Raw genomic sequence first — 18,615 nt, forward strand, 5'->3', positions numbered from 1 at the left:
AGGGAGCGCACGTGGCGGACGAGCGGATCCGGGCCGGGCTCAGGGAATTCGTGCGCGAGCGCACCGGCCTCGAACTCGACGACGACGCCGACCTCTTCGGCCGGGGCCTGATCTCGTCGATGTTCGCCATGGAGCTGGTGGTGCGCATCGAGGAGGAGTTCGGCGTCGAAGTGATCGGCGCCGATCTCGCCCTGGACAACTTCCGCTCGGTGGCGGCGATGGCCGGCCTGGTCGGCAGGCTGCGGGGCGGCCGGGATGGCGAGTGAGCACGAGACCACGCTCGCCGGTCTGCTCGCCGACGCGGCACCCGGGCAGTGGGACCGGGCGGGCACCATCCCGGCGGACCTCCTGGCCACGCTGGCCCGGTCGGGTCTGTTCTGCGCGGAGGTGGCGGCCGAGTATGGCGGCCTCGGCGCCGACGCCGGTGAGAACGGCGAGCTGACCGCCGCCGCCGGGATCGTTTGCGGTTCCCTTCGCAGCGTTTTCACCGCACACGGCATGGCTGCGGCCGCGGTGCGCCTGTTCGGTGACGCCGGGCAACGGGCGCACTACCTGTCTCTGTTCGCGAAGACCGGGTCCGTGGCCGCGGTGGCGTTCACCGAGCCCGGTTCAGGGAGCGACCTCGCCGCGATGTCGACCGAGATCACCACCGGCCCGGACTCCGTGACCGTCGCGGGGGAAAAGCGCTGGGTCACCGCGGGTACCTACGCCGGCCACCTCGTGGTCTTCGGCCGGTGCGGTGACGGAGGCGCGGCGGTTGTGGTGCCCGCCGACGCGAAGGGCGTCACGATCACGGCGACCGGCACCCCGCTGGGTTTCCGCGCGGCCGGGCACGCCCACGTTTCGCTCCGGTCGGTCGAACTGCCGAGGACCGCGCTGCTGGCGCACAGCGAACGGGCTCCGCTGAACCACCTGGCCGGCCGGACCCTGACCTACGGCCGGTTGTCGGTCGCCTGGGGCGGCGTCGGGATCGCGCGGAGCTGCCTCGCCGCGGCGGCCCGGCACGCCGTCCGCCGGCTCCAGTTCGGCCGGCCGATCGCGCGGCACCAGCTGGTCGCCCGGCACCTGGCCGAATTGCGCGTCGCCGAGCACGTCGCCACGCTCGCCTGTTCCCGGGCGTCGAGCGCGCTCGACGCCCGGGAGCCGGACGCCGCGGTCGCCGTCGTACTGGCCAAGCACGTGGCCGCTCGTGAAGCGGTGAATGCGGCTTCGCGGGCCGTGCAAGTCCTCGCCTCCGCGGGCGTCGAAGACTCCGGACCCGTCGCACGCGCTTACCGCGACGCGAAGGTGCTGGAACTGATCGAGGGGACCAACGAGATCTGCGAGCTGATGCTGGCCGAAGACGTCGTCCGGGCGCACGGGGGCGTCTCCCGGGGCGCTGACGGATGATCGTCAAGTGCCTCGTCTGGGACCTCGACGACACGCTGTGGGACGGCGTGCTGGCCGAGTCCGACGAGGTCGTCCTCAAACCGGCGGCGATCGAGCTGCTGACGTGCCTGGACCGGCGAGGGATCCTGCACTCGGTGGCCAGCCGCAACGACCGTGACATCGCTTCGGCCAAGCTCGAGGCCTTGGGGATCGCGGACTACTTTCTCTTCCCGCAGTTCGGGTGGGGGCCGAAGTCCGGATCGGTGCGGACCGTGGCCGAGCACCTCCGCTTCGACCTGGCGGCGATGGCGTTCGTGGACGACAACCCGGTCGAGCTCGCGGAAGTGTCGAGGAAGCTGCCCTCGGTGCGGTGCTACCGCCATGACGAAATCGCCGCCCTGGCGGGCTTGCCCGAGTTCACCCCGGCGGTGATCACCGAGGAGTCCGCGCGGCGCCGTGGTTCCTACCTGGCCGCCTCCCGGCGGGAAACGAGCCGTACGGAGTTCGACGGCACGGACGCCGACTTCGTCCGCGACCTGGACGTGGTCATGAAGATCGCGGTAGCCGAGCCGGCGGATCTCGACCGGGTGGCGGAACTGACCGCGCGGACCACGCAGATGAACGCGACCGGTGTGGTCCACACGCACGAGGACCTGCGCGCGATCCTGGCCGACGGCTCGGCCGACATCCTGATCGCCGAGGTCACCGACCGGTTCGGCGCCTACGGCAAGGCCGGTGTCGTCGTCGTGACCCGGCGCCCCGGTGTGTGGCACCTGCGCCTGGTGGCCACGTCCTGCCGGCTGGTGCCGATCGGTGCCGGCGCCGCGCTGTTGAACTGGCTTTCCGGCGCGGCCCGCGCCGACGGCGCACATCTCGTCGGTGACTTCCGCCGGACCGGGCGCAACCGGTTGATGGAGATCGCCTACCGCTTCGCCGGGTTCACCGACGACTGGCCGAGCTTGACCTGTGCCTGCCACGAGCTGCTTCCGGCGGGCGCTCCCGGGACGCGGTTGCACCTCGCGCCCGGCGAACGGACGGCCGAAAGCGGGATCTCGATCGAGGCCACCTGGCCTCCGGCCGCTGACGAAATCCGGAAAGGAGCAGCCGATGCCCGCCCAGAAGCCGGGTCCGCGGAGTGAACCGATCGCCATCGTGGGGATGGCCTGCCACTATCCCGGTGGGGCGAACTCGCCGGAGCAGCTGTGGGAGCTCGTGGCCTCGGGCCGGGACGCCATCGGGCCCTTCCCGGCCGACCGGGGCTGGGACCTGGTCCGATACTTCGGCCGGGCCGCCGGGGATGCCGAAGGCACGTTCTCGTTCGAGAGCGGGTTCCTCGACACGGCCGCGGAGTTCGACCCCGGCTTCTTCGGGATCTCACCGCGCGAGGCGCTGGCGATGGATCCGCAGCAGCGGCTGCTGCTGGAGACGGCGTGGGAATGCCTGGAAGACGCCGGGATCGACCCGGCCACCCTGCGGGACAGCGCCACCGGCGTGTTCGCCGGAGCGATGGACAGCGCTTACGTGGCCAGGCTTGCGCGCATCCCCGAGGAGATCGAGGCGTTCGCGAGGACCGGGGCGACGACGAGCATGGTCTCGGGCCGGATCTCGCACGTGCTGGGACTGACGGGCCCGGCGGTGACGGTGGACACCGCCTCGTCGTCGTCACTGGTGGCGCTGCAGCTGGCGGTCCGGGCCCTGCGCGCGGGTGACTGCGAGCTGGCGCTGGCCGGTGGGGTCGCGGTGTTCGCGACGCCACAGGCGATCGTCGACTTCATCCGGCAGCTGGCGCTGGCCGCGGACGGGCGCTGCAAGCCGTTCGCCGCCGCGGCCGATGGCACCGCGTTGTCGGAGGGCGCGGGACTGGTGCTGCTGGAGCGGCTCTCGGTGGCCCGTCGCCGCGGTCACCGGGTGCTGGCCGTGGTCCGGGGCGTGGCGGCGAACCAGGACGGGGCGACCGACGGCCTGACCGCACCGAGCGGTCCGGCGCAGGAGCAGGTGATCCGCTACGCCTTGGCCGACGCCGGCCTGGCGGCCGAGGACGTCGACGTGGTCGAAGCGCACGGGACTGGCACCCGGCTCGGTGATCCGATCGAGGCCACGGCCATCTTGGGCACCTACGGCAGGCGGCCCGCCGGGCACCCGCTGCTGCTGGGCTCGCTGAAGTCGAACATCGGGCACGCCCAGGCCGCGGCCGGGGTGGGCGGGGTGATCAAGATGGTGCAGGCGATGCGCCATGGCGTTGTGCCGCCGACGTTGCACGTGGACGAGCCGACGTCCCGTGTGGATTGGAGTTCGGGAGCGGTCGAGCTGGTGACCGAGGCCCGGCCCTGGGCCGACGCGGACCGGCCGCGACGGTCGGCGGTGTCGTCGTTCGGGTTCAGCGGCACCAATGTCCACGTCGTCCTGGAACACGTGCCCGAACCCGCACGGTCCGCCGGGCCCGAGGCTCCTGGGGTCGTCCCGTGGGTGCTCTCGGCGCGGACCGCGGACGCGTTGCGCGGGCAGGCCCGGCGGTTGCAGGAGTACGTCGGCGCGCACCCGGAGCTCCGGCCGGTCGACGTCGGGCATTCGCTGCTGACCACACGCCACCTCTTCGAGCACCGTGCGGTCGTGGTCGGCGGTGACCGTGCCGAGCTGCTCACCGGTCTGGCCCGGGTGGCCGAGGAGGACACCGATGCCGGGCCGGCGTCTGAAGACGCGAAGACGGTCTTCGTCTTCCCAGGGCAGGGCTCGCAATGGCCGGGGATGGCGGTGGACCTCGCGGCGTCGTCCGCGGTGTTCGCCACGCGGCTGGACGAGTGCGCCGAGGCACTGGAACCGTGGACCGGCTGGAACCTGCGTGATGTGCTGGCCCAGGAGTTGTTGCCTGCCGGCGTCGACGTTGTGCAGCCCGTTCTGTGGGCGGTGATGGTCGCGCTGGCGGCGACTTGGAAGTCGCTCGGTGTGCGGCCGGACGCGGTGATCGGGCATTCGCAGGGGGAGATCGCGGCCGCGACGGTGGCCGGGATCTTGTCCTTGGACGATGCGGCACGGATCGTCGCGGTGCGAAGCGCGGTGATCGGCGAGATCGCCGGAAGTGGCGGGTTGCTGTCGGTGCTCGCCCCGGCCGATCGAGTCGGTGACCTGCTGGAACAGGCCGGAAGTGACCTCGCCGTCGCCGCCGTGAACAGTCCGGACGCGACAGTCGTCTCGGGTGCCGGGGCCGCACTGGCGGCGTTCGCGGCCGAGCTGGCTCGCCGCGACATCCGGCACCAGCCGGTCCCCGGGGTCGATTTCGGTTCGCATTCACCGCAGGTCGAGGTGCTCGCCGGGAAGATCCGCACGCGGCTGGCCCCGGTGCGGCCCGGACCGGGCACGGTCCCGCTCTATTCCACGGTCGAGAACCGGTGGCTGCCGGGCACCGAGCTGGACGCGGACTACTGGTTCCGCAACCTCCGCCTGCCGGTCCGGTTCGCCGACGCCGTGCGCGGTGTGGCCGAAACCGGCCACACCGCGTTCGTGGAATGTTCGCCGCACCCGACCCTGAACGCCGCCGTCCGCGAGACGCTGGCGGACGCGCACGCCGACGGTTTCGTCATCGGGACGTTGAGGCGCGGGGACGGCGGCTGGCGCCGCTTCTTGACGTCGGCCGCGGACGGCTACCGGCGCGGGTTGCCGGTGAATTGGGCGCCGGTGGCGTCCGGCGGCGTCCCTGTCGGCCTGCCGACGTACGCCTTCGAGCACGAGCGGTTCTGGCTGAACGAAGCACCCGGACCGGTGGCGGCGCCGACGGGGAGCGGGGTGCGCCCGGTGGAGCACCCTTGGCTGCGCACGTCCGTCGAAGTGGCGGAAAGTGGCGGCGCCGTGCTGATGGGACGGCTGTCGTCGTCGACGCTCTCCGCGGCGGCCCTGGTCGAGCTGGCGATCCGGGCGGGTGACGAGGTCGGGTGCCCGGTGCTGGAGGAGCTGGTCGTACCGGCCCGGCCGGGCCAGGCTGAAGAGGGCCCGGCCGACGTCCAGGTGTCGGTGGGGGCGGCCGACGAGGCAGGTCGCCGGGCGCTGACGGTGCACGCCCGTCCCGCCGGAGCCGGCCCGTGGGTCCGGTCGGCCACTGGGATCCTGAGCTCGCCCTCGCCGGCCGTCGTCGATCCGGGGCTGACCGCGTGGCCACCGCCCGACGCGCTTTCGCTGCAGTCGGCCACCGGAGTGCGGGCCGCGTGGGCAAGCGGCGACGAGGTTTTCGCCGAGGTCGCGCTACCGCCGGAAGCAGCGCCGGACGTGGCCCGGTTCGGGCTCCATCCGGCGCTGCTGGACGCGGCCGTGCGGGCAGGCCGGCTCCTCGGCGCCGGCCACGGCACCGGTGACCCGGCCGAGTGGGCGGGTGTTTCGGTGCACGCGACCGGGGCGAGCGCACTTCGCGTCCGGGTGACGGCGACGGCGTCGGACCGTTTCCGGGTGGTGCTGGCGGACTCATCGGGTGAGCTGGTCGCGAGGGTCGATGACGTCGGCTTCCGGTCTCCCTCCGGTGCGCGGCCGGAACCGACGTCGACGCCGTCCTTGTTTCGCCTCGATTGGACTCCCGGGGCGGGGGAACCTCCCGGCAGGAAGCGGCTGGCCGTGCTCGCGGAAGAACCCGTGCCCGGGTTGACCGGGGTGCCGGTGCACCCGGTTTTGCCTGCGGTGTTCGCGTCGGCCGAACCCGAAATCGTGGTGGCCCCGGTTCCACGCGCGGAGTTCACCGGCGACGTGCCGGCGTCCGTGCAGTCGGTGACCGAGTGGACCTTGGCGGTGCTTCAGGCCTGGCTGACCGAACCGCGGGCACGGTCCGGCCGGCTGGTGTTCCTCACCCGGGGCGCGGTGACGACGCGGCCGGACGAGCCGGCCCGAGATCCCGCTCAGGCGGCGGTGTGGGGTCTGGTCCACTCTGCGCAGACCGAACACCCCGGCCGGTTCGTCCTGGCCGATGTCGACGGAGCCGTGCCCAGCTTGGCCGAAGTTCTTGGTACGGACGAGCCCGCCTTCGCCCTGCGCGAGTCGGTCCTGCTGGTCCCCAGGCTGGTTCCGGCCCGTTCGGCCGGAGCCGGCCCTCGGCTGGCGGACGGGGCCGTGGTGGTCACCGGGGCCTCGGGCAGGCTGGCCGGATTGCTGGCACGGCACCTGGTGCGGGCGCACGGGGTGCGACGTCTGGTGCTGCTGAGCCGGCGTGGCCCGGCCTCGCGGACGACGGCGAGCCTGGTCTCCGAACTGGCCGAATACGGCGCGGAATGTGTGGTGCGCGCGTGCGACGTCGCCGATCGGCCCGCGGTCGCCGAGGCACTGGCCGGACTACCTGCGGGCTGGCGGATCCGCGGCGTGCTGCACACCGCGGGGCTGCTCGACGACGGGGTCATCACGGCGTTGAACGCGGACCGGCTGGCCCGGGTGCGGGCGCCGAAGGTCGATGGGGCCTGGAACCTGCACCTGCTGACCCGCGACCTGGAGCTCGACTACTTCGTGCTGTTCTCCTCGGTGGCCGGGGTGCTCGGCACCGGCGGTCAGGGGAACTACGCGGCCGCGAACACGTTCCTCGACGCCCTCGCGGAGCACCGGCGTGCGGCCGGATTGGCCGCCCAGTCACTGGCGTGGGGCTTCTGGGCCGAAGCGAACGGGATGAGCAGCGGGCTGGTCGAGCACCGCGATCTCGCCCGGCTCGGTGTGCCGATGTCGAACCGCGAAGGACTCGCCTTGTTCGACGCCGCGGTCCGGATCCCCGAGGCAGCGCTGCTCGTCTCTCCGCTCGGGGCGGATCCGAGCAGGTCCCGGCCCGGTCCGCACCTGCTGCGAAGCGCCACGGCGGAGCCGAAACGCCGGGTCGCCGACGGGCCGGCCCGTCCCGCGGGCCTGCACCACCGGCTGCACAACTTGCCGCCGGAAGAGCGCATTCCCGCCCTTCAGCGGGTGGTGACCCGTGAAGCCGCGGCGGTGCTGGCATATCCCGATCCCGACCGGCTCCCGGTGACGAAGCCGTTCAAGGACCTGGGCTTCGACTCGCTGACGGCCATCGATCTCCGGAACCGCCTGACCGCGGTCACAGCTCTCGAGCTCCCTGCCACCTTGGTCTTCGACCACCCGACCCCGGCGGCTGTCGCCGAGCAGTTGCTCGTGCTGCTGGCCGAACCCGCGGTCCAGACGGATCTCGCCCGGGCGGAAGCCGTGCTGTCGGCGATCGTGGCGAACGGCGAGTCCCGGCCGCGGGCGCTCCGCCTGGTGCGGAACCTGCTGGACCGCTGGACCGCCGCCGACGATGACGTGGACCTCGATACCGCCACAGACGACCAGCTCTTCCGGCTGGTCGACGAAAACCGGAGGTACGGATGGTCGTGAGTGGCGATGGTGATCGGCGAGGTGATGGGAGCTTTCCCTTCATCGCACGCGCGGAAAGTCCCCTTCGCCACAGGGGGTGGGGTCCTTATGGGCGACGGAAGGCTCGGACACGTCGCGAAAGTGGCTTTCGCGACACCGAAGCTCGCATCCAGCAAGTGCCCGAACCCGCAACCTTTGCCTTACGCCTCAATAACCCGAATCGCCACTCACGACCACCGGGAATCGCCTGTAGAGAAAGGGCTGCTGGCCGATGAGTGACGAGCAGAGGCTGCGCGAGTACCTCAAGCGTGCCATCGCCGACGCCCGGAAGACCCGGAACCGGTTGACGGAGCTGGAGAGCCGGAGCGCCGAGCCGGTCGCGATCGTGGGCATGGCGTGCCGGTACCCCGGTGGGGTGCGCTCGCCCGGGCAGCTGTGGGACCTGGTCGCGTCGGGCGGCGACGCGATGGGCGGCCTGCCGGACGACCGCGGCTGGGACACGGCCGGGCTGCCACCGGAGCTCGAGGGCGGTTTCCTGGACGAAGTCGCCTACTTCGATCCCGGCTTCTTCGGCATCTCCCCGCGCGAGGCCGCCGGAATGGACCCGCAGCAGCGACTGGTTCTGGAGATCGCATGGGAATGCCTGGAGGACGCGGGAATCGACCCGCATTCCTTGAACGGCAGCGCCACCGGCGTGTTCATCGGCGCCATGGACAACCGGTACCTGTCGCGATTGTCCGCGGTGCCGAAAGACGCGGAGGCTTTCACCACCAACGGCAACCTGACCAGCGCTGTGTCGGGCCGGGTGTCGTACGCGCTGGGACTGCGGGGACCCGCGATGACGGTGGACACCGCCTGCTCGTCGTCACTGGTGGCCCTGCACCTGGCCGTCCGCGCGCTCCGGGGCGGCGAATGCGACCTGGCGCTGGCCGGCGGCGTCCTGGTGATGGGGACGTCCTGGGTGTACGAGGAGTTCCTCCGTCAGGGCGGGTTGTCCGCCGGTTCGCGGTGCCGGTCGTTCGCGGCGGCGGCCGACGGCACGGCTTTTTCCGAGGGCGCCGGAGTGGTGCTGGTGGAACGGCTTTCGGACGCCCTCCGCCGCGGGCACCCGGTGCTCGCGGTGATCCGGGGAACCGCGGTCAACCAGGACGGCGCGTCGAACGGCCTGACCGCGCCCAACGGGCCGTCCCAGGAACGGGTGATCCGCCGGGCCCTCGCCGACGCCCAGCTGTCGGTCACGGACATCGACGTGGTCGAGGCGCACGGCACCGCGACCCGGCTGGGCGACCCGATCGAGGCGCAGGCGCTGCTGGCCACCTACGGGCAGCGGCCACCGGAGCGCCCGCTCCTGCTGGGCGCGCTGAAGTCGAACATCGGGCACACACAGGCCGCGGCCGGGGTCGGCGGTGTCATCAAGACCGTGCTCGCCATGCGGCACGGCATCGTCCCCGCCATGCTGCACGTCGACGCCCCGACCCCGCACGTGAAGTGGGACACCGGCTCGATCGAACTGGTCACCCGGCCTCGTCCGTGGGACAGCGGGGACCGGCCGCGCCGGGCGGCCGTGTCGGCGTTCGGGATCAGCGGGACGAACGCGCACGTCGTCCTCGAATACACCCCGGAACCCGAGCCCGGGCCCCTGGCCGAAGTCCGGGCGCCGGTGCCGTGGGTCGTCTCGGCTCGCACGCCGGCCGCGCTGGAGCGGCAAGTCGTGCGCCTGAAGGAGTTCGTAGCCGCCCGCCCGGAGCTGCGGCCGGTCGACGTCGCGTACTCGCTCCTGACCGGGCGCGCCCGGTTCGAGCACCGGGCGGTCGCGGTCGGCGCCGACGTGCCCGCACTCCTCGACGGGCTCGACGAGCAGACCGGCGGCCCGGCCTTCGCCGAGGCCGCCGAAACCGCGTTCCTGTGCACGGGGCAGGGGGCTCAGCGCGCCGGGATGGGACAGCAGGCCTACGCGGCGTTCCCCGCGTTCGCCGCCGCGTTCGACGAAGTCCTCGGTTTGCTCGGCCTCGAGCACGCGGAGGTCTGGGAGCGACCGGAAAGCTTGAAAAGGACAGGTGTTGCGCAACCGGCGTTGTTCGCCCTCGAAGTCGCGCTGGCGAGGTTGCTGGAGTCGTGGGGCGTGCGGCCCGACGTCGTGGCGGGACACTCGGTGGGGGAGATCGCCGCCGCGCACGTGGCCGGGGTGTTTTCCTTGGAAGACGCGTGTGTCCTCGTTTCCGCGCGGGCCAGGCTGATGCAGCGGCTACCGTCCGGTGGCGCGATGGTGGCCGTGGCCGCGGCGGAAGCCGATGTCCGTGACCTGCTGGTCGACCGGCCGTCTGTCGGCATCGCCGCCGTCAACGGACCGGAAGCCCTGGTGTTGTCCGGCGATGAGGACTCGGTGCTGGCAGTCGCGCGCGTACTCGAGCGCCGGGGCATGCGGACCTCACGACTGGACGTCGGGCACGCGTTCCACTCGCCGTTGATGGAACCGATGCTCGAGGAGTTCTCGCGGGCGCTGGCCGAGGTGGAGTTCCGGCAGCCGGAAATCCCGGTCGTGTCGGGGCTGACGGGCCGGGTGGCCGGTCCGGAAATCGCGGCACCGGCCTACTGGGTACGGCACGTGCGCGACGCGGTCAGGTTCGGAGATGTCCTCGGCACGCTCCGGGAACGCGGGGTGCTGCGGTTCGTCGAGCTGGGCCCCGATCCGGTCCTGACGGGGATGATCCAGGACGACGTGGTCCGGGCACCGATGCTGCGCAAGGGACAGCCCGAAGACCACACCGTCGTGTCGGCCTTGACACGGATCCACCAGGACGGCGGGTTCGTGGACTGGGCGGCGTTCTTCGAAGGTCTCGGCGCGGTCCGCGTCGGGTTGCCGACCTACGCCTTCGAACGCGAGCGGTACTGGCTGGAAGACGATCCCGTCCGGGCCGTGGACCTGTCCGCGACGGGGGTGAGCCCGGCCGGGCACCCGTTGCTCGGCGCCTCGATCGAGTGTGCGGATTCCGGCGCCGTGACGCTGACCGGGCGGCTTTCGCTCTCCCGGCACCCCTGGCTGGCCGACCACATGGTCGCGAACCGGGTGCTGCTGCCCGGCGCCGCGATCGCGGAGATGGCCGTCCGGGCCGGGGACGAGACCGGCTGCGCGGTGCTGCGGGAACTCGTCCTCCTCGCCCCGGTCGTGCTGACCCCGGAAACGGACCTCGACATCCAGGTGTCGGCCGGTACCGCCGACAGTGGGGGAGACCGGGCGCTGACCGTCCACACCAGACCGTCGGGCTCGACGGAACCGTGGTCCCGCAACGCCACCGGAGTCCTGGGCCGCCGAGAACCGGACGTCGAAGAGCCCGGCCCGGCGGGGTGGCCGCCGCGGGACGCGGACCCGGTCGACCTGAGCGGCTTCTACGACCGGCTGGCGGACATCGGCCTCGCCTACGGGCCGGTGTTCCGCGGCGTTCGCGCGGCCTGGACCCGGGGTGAGGACGTCTTCGCCGAAGTGGCGCTGCCCGAGGGGCGGCCCGCCGGATTCGGGATCCATCCGGCGCTCCTCGACGCCGCCCTGCAGACAATGGCGGTGCCGGACCTCGACGACCGGGCTGTGGTGGAGCTCCCGTTCGAATGGCGCGACGTCTCCCTGCACGCTCCCGGCGCGGACACGCTGCGCGTGACGCTCACGCCCGCTCCGGGCGGCGGACGCACAGTGCTGCTCGCGGACACGACCGGGCGGATGGTGGGCCGGATCGGATCCGTGCGCATCCGGGCGGTGCCGGCCGCGGGGCGCTCGCCGTACCGCCTCGACTGGACGAGCGTCGCCGGCGCCGCGCGCCCGGGCGATCACGTCGCCGTTCTCGGCGACCCTATGGCGGGTATGCCCTGCCATCGTGACCTGAGCGCGCTGCTGGCCGCGCCGCTGCCGCCCGCGACCGTGCTCTTCCCGGTCCCGGCAGCACACGGTGATCTCGCCGAATCAGCGTCCCGGCTCACCGCGCAGGTCCTGCGGCTGCTGCAGGACTGGCTGGCCGAGCCACGCCTCGGCGCGGCCCGGCTGGTGGTCGTCACCCACGGTGCGGTCGCCGTCCGGCCCGGCGAAGGCGTGCGGGACCCGGCGCAGGCCGCCGTATGGGGGTTGGTCCGCTCCGCGCGCACCGAAGAGCCCGGCCGTTTCGCGTTGGCAGACGTCGACCGCCTCTCACCGGACCTCCTCGGCATTCTGGGCACCGATGAGCCCGAGTTCGCCGTCCGCGACGGCGAACTGCTGGTGCCTCGGCCGAACAGGGTCACCGGGTCGGCCGAGTTGGAGCTCCCCGAAGTCGGGACGCCCTGGCGCATCGACGTCGTCGAGCGTGGTTCGCTGGACGGCGTGGGCCTGGTCGGCGGACCGGACGCCGCCGCGGCGCTCCCCGCCGGCCACGTGCGCATCGAGGTGCGTGCGGCGGGTGTGAACTTCCGGGACGTGCTGAACGTCCTCGGGATGTACCCGGGAGATCCCGGTGCGATGGGGTACGAAGGCGCGGGGGTGATCGCCGAACTGGGCACGGGGGTGCCCGGCCTGGCCGTAGGCGACCGGGTGATGGGATTGTTCGCGGGCGCCTTCGCGTCGACGGCCGTGGCCGACGCCCGCGCTGTCGTCCCGGTCCCGCCGGGGTGGGACTTCGCCCGCGCCGCGGCCGCCCCCGTGGCGTATCTGACGGCGTACCACGCGTTGCACGACCTCGCTGCTCTCCGCCCCGGCCAGTCGGTACTGATCCACGCGGCCGCGGGCGGGGTCGGCACCGCGGCCGTGCACCTCGCCCGGCACTGGGGCGCGGAGGTATTCGGCACCGCGAGCCCGCGCAAACACCTCGTGCTGCGCGAGCTGGGAATCGCCGAGGACCACATCGCTTCTTCGCGCGACGCCGGGTTCGAGCGGGCTTTCCGTACGGTCACCGGGGAACGTGGCGTCGACGTCGTGCTGAACTCGCTCACCGGCGAACTGGTCGACGCCTCACTTCGGCTGGTGCGGTCCGGCGGCCGGTTCCTGGAGATGGGCAAGACCGACGTGCGGGACGCCGCGGGCTCCGGCGAGGTGCGGTACCAGGCGTTCGACCTGGCGGACGTGGATCTCGACCGGGTCCAGGAACTGCTGCGCGAACTGAGTTCCCTCTTCGCGGCCGGGGCGCTGCCGCCGCTGCCGGTGACCGCCTGGGACGTCCGGCGGATCGGGACCGCGTTGCGCGTGATGAGCCAGGCGGGCCACGTGGGCAAGATCGTGCTGACGATGCCCCGCCCTTGGCCCACGACGGGGGCGGTCGTGGTGACGGGCGCCGCCGGCGCACTGGCCGGGGTGGTGACCCGGCACCTCGCGCGGGTGCACGGTGTGCGGCGGCTGGTGTTGCTGAGCCGGCGGGAAGCGGACGGCGAGCTGGTGGCCGACCTGGCCGCCGCCGGTGCCGAATGCGTGGTGCGGGCGTGTGACGTCGCGGACCGGGACGCCCTGGCCGAAGCCTTGGGGGGCCTTCCGGACGGGTGGCGGGTCCGCGGCGTCGTGCACCTCGCGGGTGTGCTCGACGACGGCGTGCTCACGGCCTTGACCCCGGAGCGGCTGGCCCGGGTGCTGGCGCCCAAGGCTGCCGGAGCCTGGCACCTCCACGAGCTGACCAGGGACCTGGATCTCGACCGGTTCGTGCTGTTCTCCTCGGTGGCCGGGGTGCTCGGCACGGGTGGTCAGGGCAACTACGCGGCGGCCAACGCTTTCTTGGACGCGCTGGCCGCCCGGCGCAGCACGGCCGGTCTGGCGGCGAAGGCCCTGGATTGGGGCTACTGGGCCGAAGAGGGCGGGATGCCGGCACACCTGACCGGCCGGCGGGATCAGCGGCGGTTCGGCGCCGGGATGTCGACCCAAGCCGCACTGGCCCTGTTCGACGCCGCTGACCGGAGTCCGGACCCGGTGCTGATCACCGCACCCCTCGAAGTGCCGCCGCGGGCGCTCACCCAGGAGTCTCGCGTGGCGCGCCCGGAAAACGGGAAATCGACCGGGCCTGAGCGGTTCGCCACGCTGTCCTCGGACGACCGGACCGCGGCGGTCCGGGAGCTGGTGCTGCGGGAAGCCGCGGCTGTGCTCGCGTTGCCAGGCGCGCGCAGCGTCCCGGAAGCGAAACCGTTCCGCGAACTGGGTCTGGACTCCTTGACCGCGGTCGAGCTGCGGAACCGGCTGAGCGTGGAGACCGGGCTCCGGCTGCCGGCGACGCTGGCGTTCGACCGCCCGACGGCCGCCGCGGTCGCGGCCCACTTGGCCGGCCTTCTCGCCGGAGCCGGTGCCCGCACCGAGCCCACGGTGGCCGCGCCGGTGACTTCCGACGACCCGGTCGCGATCGTCGGGATGGCCTGCCACTATCCCGGTGGGGCGAACTCGCCGGAGCAGCTGTGGGAGCTGGTCGCTTCGGGCACGGACGCGATCGGCGGTTTCCCTCAGGACCGCGGCTGGGATCTCGACCGGCTGTCCGGCGCGGACCCGGCGCGCCAGGGGGTTTCCAGCACACAGCTGGGTGGCTTCCTCGACGGACCCGCGGAGTTCGATCCCGGCTTCTTCGGGATCTCACCGCGGGAGGCGGTGGCGATGGATCCGCAGCAGCGGCTGCTGCTGGAGACGGCGTGGGAATGCCTGGAAGACGCCGGGATCGACCCGGCCACCCTGCGTGACAGCGCCACCGGCGTGTTCGCCGGGGTGATCGGCCAGGACTACCTGGCCCGGTTGTCCCGGGTGCCCGGTGAGTTCGAAGGGATCGCCGGGGTCGGGTCGACCGCGAGCGTCGCGTCGGGCCGGGTGTCGTACGTCCTGGGCTTGCGGGGGCCCGCGGTGTCGGTGGACACGGCGTGTTCGTCGTCGCTGGTGGCGTTGCACCTGGCCGCGCAGTCGCTGCGGAGCGGTGAGTGCGAGCTGGCCCTGGCAGGTGGGGTCACGGTGATGTCGACGCCGCAGGTGTTCGTGGAGTTCAGCAGGCAAGGCGGGCTGGCGCCGGACGGACGGTGCAAATCCTTCGCGGCGGGCGCCGACGGGACGGCGTGGTCCGAGGGGGTGGGGGTGCTGCTCGTCGAACGCCTTTCCGACGCGCGCCGCAACGGTCACCGGGTGCTCGCCCTGGTCCGGGGAACCGCGGTGAACCAGGACGGGGCGTCGAACGGGCTGACCGCCCCGAACGGTCTTTCGCAGGAGCGGGTGATCCGGCAGGCCCTGGCCAATGCCGGGCTCTCCGGTGCCGAGGTGGATGTGGCCGAGGGGCACGGCACCGGCACCCGGCTGGGTGATCCCATCGAGGCACAAGCACTGCTGGCGACGTACGGACAGCGACCGAAGGACCGGCCGTTGCTGCTGGGATCGTTGAAGTCGAACATCGGCCACGCCCAAGCCGCCGCCGGAGTGGGCGGCGTCATCAAGATGGTGCAGGCGATGCGGCACGGGATGGTGCCACCGACCTTGCACGTGGACGAACCCGCGTCTCATGTGGACTGGAACGCCGGCGCGATCGAGCTGGTCACCGAAGCGAGGCCGTGGGAGAGCCCGGACCGGCCGCGGCGAGCAGCGGTGTCATCGTTCGGGGTGAGCGGGACGAACGCCCACGCCGTGCTGGAACACGTGCCGGAGCCCGAGCCCGCACCGGCGGGAGACGAGCCGGTGACGGTGGCGTGGGTTCTGTCGGCGCGCACGGCGCGTGCCTTGCGCGGGCAAGTGCGGCGGCTGCGGGAGTTCGTCTCGGCCCACCCTGAGCTGTGTCCGGCCGACGTCGCCCATTCCTTGGTGCACACCCGCGCGCGGTTCGACCACCGTGCGGTGGCGGTGGGTACCGGGACCGCGGACCTGCTGACCGGACTGGCGCAGCTTTCCGGCGAGGACGACGTGCCGGGGCCGGAGGTGGCCGCCGGCGCCGTCGACGACGTCGGTAAGACGGTGTTCGTGTTCCCCGGCCAAGGCGCCCAATGGGCGGGCATGGCGCGGGAGCTGATCGAGACGTCCGAGGTGTTCGCCGAACGCATGGAGGAGTGCGAAGCGGCTCTTTCCCCGTGGGGCGGCTGGCGCCTGGCGGAGATGATCGAGAACGAAGCGGAGCTGCGCCGGGTCGACGTGGTGCAGCCCGTCCTGTGGGCGGTGATGGTGTCGCTGGCCGCGGTGTGGGAGTCGCTGAGCGGGCCGCCCGACGCCGTGGTCGGGCATTCGCAAGGCGAGGTCGCGGCGGCCACCGTGGCCGGCGTCCTGTCCCTCGAGGACGCCGCGCGGATCGTGGTACTGCGCAGCCGGGAGATCCGGCGGATCGCCGGCGACGGCGGGATGATTTCGGTGGTGGCATCGGCGGCCCGGGTGGCGGACCTGCTCGAACCGTGGCGGGGACGGCTCGCCGTCGCGGCGGTCAACGGCCCGGCGACAACCGTGGTATCAGGGGACCGGGACGCCCTGCGGGAATTCGAGAAGGAACTGTCACGAGCGAAAGTTCCGCGCTGGCCAGTGCCCGACGTGGACTTCAGCGCGCACACCGCACAGGTCGACGAGCTCGCCCCGGCACTGGCGGAGCGGCTCGGGCCGGTCCGGCCACGTACCGGCCGGATCCCGTTTTACTCCACTGTGGACAGTGCGTGGCGGTCCGGACCGGAGCTGGACGCCGGCTACTGGTTCCGGAACCTGCGCGAGCCGGTGCGGTTCGACACCGCGATCCGCGGGCTGCTGGGCGAGGGGTACACGGCGTTCGTCGAATGCTCCCCGCACCCGACGCTGACCACCGCGGTCGAGGCCATCGCCGAAGCCGCGGAAGTTCCCGTCACCGTCGTCGGGTCGCTGCGCCGGGAAGACGGTGGCCTGCGCCGGCTGTTTTCCTCAGCCGCCGTCCGGTACGTGCTCGGGCACGATGTGGACTGGTCCGCCGTCTTGCCCGCCGGAGCCCGGGTGCCGCTGCCGACCTACGCGTTCGACCACGAACGGTTCTGGCTCGAGGACGACCCGGACCGGACTGCGGACCTGGCCGGCGCCGGGGTACGTCCGGCGGACCACCCGTTCCTGGGAGCGGCGGTCGAAGTGGCCGGCACCGGCACGGTGCTGCTGACCGGCCGGGTGTCCACGGCGGCGTCGCCGTGGCTGGCCGACCACGTGATGGCAGGCCGGGCGGTGCTACCCGGATCGGCCTTGGTGGAACTGGCCGTGCGCGCGGGGGACGAAGTCGGGTGCCCGGTGCTGGACGAGCTGATCATGCTGGCACCGGCCGAGGCGGCCTCGGCCGACGTCCAGGTCGCAGTCGGCGTCCCCGACGAGACCGGGCGGCGAGAGCTGACCATCTTCTCCTGCCCTGCCGCCGGAGGAGAGTGGGTGCACCACGCCACCGGTGTGCTGAGCTCGCGGCCCGCCGTGGCCGTCGACCCGGATCTGAGCGCGTGGCCGCCGCCCGGCGCGACCAAAGTGGACGTCAGCGACCTCTACGACGGGCCCGCCGCTTCCGGTTTCGCGTACGGCCCGGCGTTCCAGGGCCTGCGAGCCGCCTGGACCAGGGACGACGAAGTGTTCGCCGAGGTTGCCTTGCCGCCGGCGCTGGAGGGTGACGCGGTCCGGTTCGGCCTGCACCCGGCCCTGCTCGACGCCGCCACCCACACGGGGTTCGTGCTCGGCGCGGACGATCCGGCCCAGGTGGCGTTCGAGTGGCGTGACGTGGCACTGCACACCCAAGGCGCCACGAACGTGCGGGTCCGGACCACCCCCACCACCGACGGACACCGGAACCTGGTCCTCGCCGACGGCTCGGGCCAGGTGGTGGCCCGGATCGGGGCGCTGAACACCCGCCCGCTGCCCGACAGGCCACCGGCCGCGCCCGGCGGTGTCGCGCACCTACTCTTCCGGCTCGACTGGACCGAAGCGCCGTTCCCGGCGCCGAGCCCGAGCGGTCGCATCGCGGTACTCGGCGACGCTCGTGGGATCCCGGTCTTGGCCGGGCTGCCGGCCTACTCCGCGCCGGCGGACCTGTTCGCCGCGCCGGAGCACCCGGAGACCGTGCTCGTGGTGGTTCCGGCTAATGACGAGCAGGCGGCGGGATCGGTCCTCGCCTGGGTGCGGGAACTGCTCGACGAACCCCGGTTGCGGCCGGTCCGGGTGGTGTTCCTCACCCGGGGTGCGGTCGTCGCCCGGCCGGGCGACACGGCCGGTGACCTCCGGCAGGCCGCGGTGTGGGGCCTGGTGCGTGCGGTGCAGGCCGAAGCCCCAGGGCGGTTCGTGCTCGCCGATGTGGACGACGGGGCAGTGAAGCTGACCGAGGCGCTCGACAGCGACGAACCCGAGCTGGCCCTCCGGGGCGACGTCCTGTTCGTACCCCGGCTGGTCCGGGCGTCTGCCGAGCGACCCGGCGACTGGGACTCCGGCGGCGCGGTGATGGTCGCGGGGCCGTCCGGGGACGCCGTGGCCCGGCATCTGTCCCAGGACCACGGCGTGCGCAAGCTCGTGGTGCTGGGCGCGCGTGCCACCGGCGAACCGGCCGATCCCGGCGTCGAAACGCTGGTGCTCGACTGTGACCTCGCCGATCGGACGGCACTCGCGAGCGCGCTCGCCGGCCTGCCCGAAGACTGGCCGGTCGTGGGGGTGGTCTACGACGCCGACGACACGGACTCGCCGAACCGGGTCATGGCAACGGCGTCGAACCTGGCGGAGCTGGTCCCGGACGCCCACCGGTTCGTGCTGCTCTCGGCCACCGCGGGCGTCCCCGGCGTTGCCGGGCAGCGGGACCAGGCGATGACCGGGGCGTTCCTGGACGCCTTGGCCGCGCAGCGGCGGGCGGCGGGCAGGATCGGTACGTACGTGGCCCGGGGTTCCCTGCCGCTCTCGCAGCGCTTGGCCGTCGCCGACGCCGCCGGCGCGGCCGGGCTGGTCGCCGCAGCGCTCGATCTACGCCCGTCGCGGTCCAGATCCGTGCCACCCGTGTTGCGCGCGCTGGTCCG

The 18,615-nt window shown here is 72.8% G+C and carries 3 protein-coding genes and 2 pseudogenes; all 5 read left to right on the plus strand.

Features of this window, described 5'->3' with window-relative positions; all coding sequences use genetic code 11:
* Window positions 1–11 precede the first annotated feature (11 nt).
* Window positions 12–266 (plus strand): acyl carrier protein, encoded by a 255-nt coding sequence (locus CFP71_RS02935; RefSeq protein ID WP_093932272.1) that lies wholly within the window; start codon window positions 12–14, stop codon window positions 264–266.
* Window positions 256–1,389 (plus strand): acyl-CoA dehydrogenase family protein, encoded by a 1,134-nt coding sequence (locus tag CFP71_RS02940; RefSeq protein ID WP_093932273.1) that lies wholly within the window; start codon window positions 256–258, stop codon window positions 1,387–1,389. Before CFP71_RS02935 ends, CFP71_RS02940 begins: the two co-directional genes overlap by 11 nt.
* Entirely contained in the window at window positions 1,386–2,507 is a 1,122-nt protein-coding gene (locus CFP71_RS02945) for an HAD-IIIC family phosphatase (RefSeq protein ID WP_093932274.1), read from the plus strand. Before CFP71_RS02940 ends, CFP71_RS02945 begins: the two co-directional genes overlap by 4 nt.
* A pseudogene (locus CFP71_RS02950) lies at window positions 2,506–7,710 on the plus strand (type I polyketide synthase); the annotation flags it as partial. The gene CFP71_RS02945 and the pseudogene CFP71_RS02950, both read left to right, overlap by 2 nt.
* Before the next feature lie 250 nt (window positions 7,711–7,960).
* Window positions 7,961–18,615 (plus strand): annotated as a pseudogene (locus tag CFP71_RS44590) (type I polyketide synthase); the annotation flags it as partial.

Origin of the sequence: Amycolatopsis thailandensis (genome assembly GCF_002234405.1) — a bacterium.
GTDB lineage: Bacteria > Actinomycetota > Actinomycetes > Mycobacteriales > Pseudonocardiaceae > Amycolatopsis > Amycolatopsis thailandensis.

Bases quoted from the DNA above. Each gene is read 5' to 3' on its own strand.
- CFP71_RS02940 (WP_093932273.1), top strand. From the start codon at position 256: ATGGCGAGTGAGCACGAGACCACGCTCGCCGGTCTGCTCGCCGACGCG.
- CFP71_RS02945 (WP_093932274.1), top strand. From the start codon at position 1,386: ATGATCGTCAAGTGCCTCGTCTGGGACCTCGACGACACGCTGTGGGAC.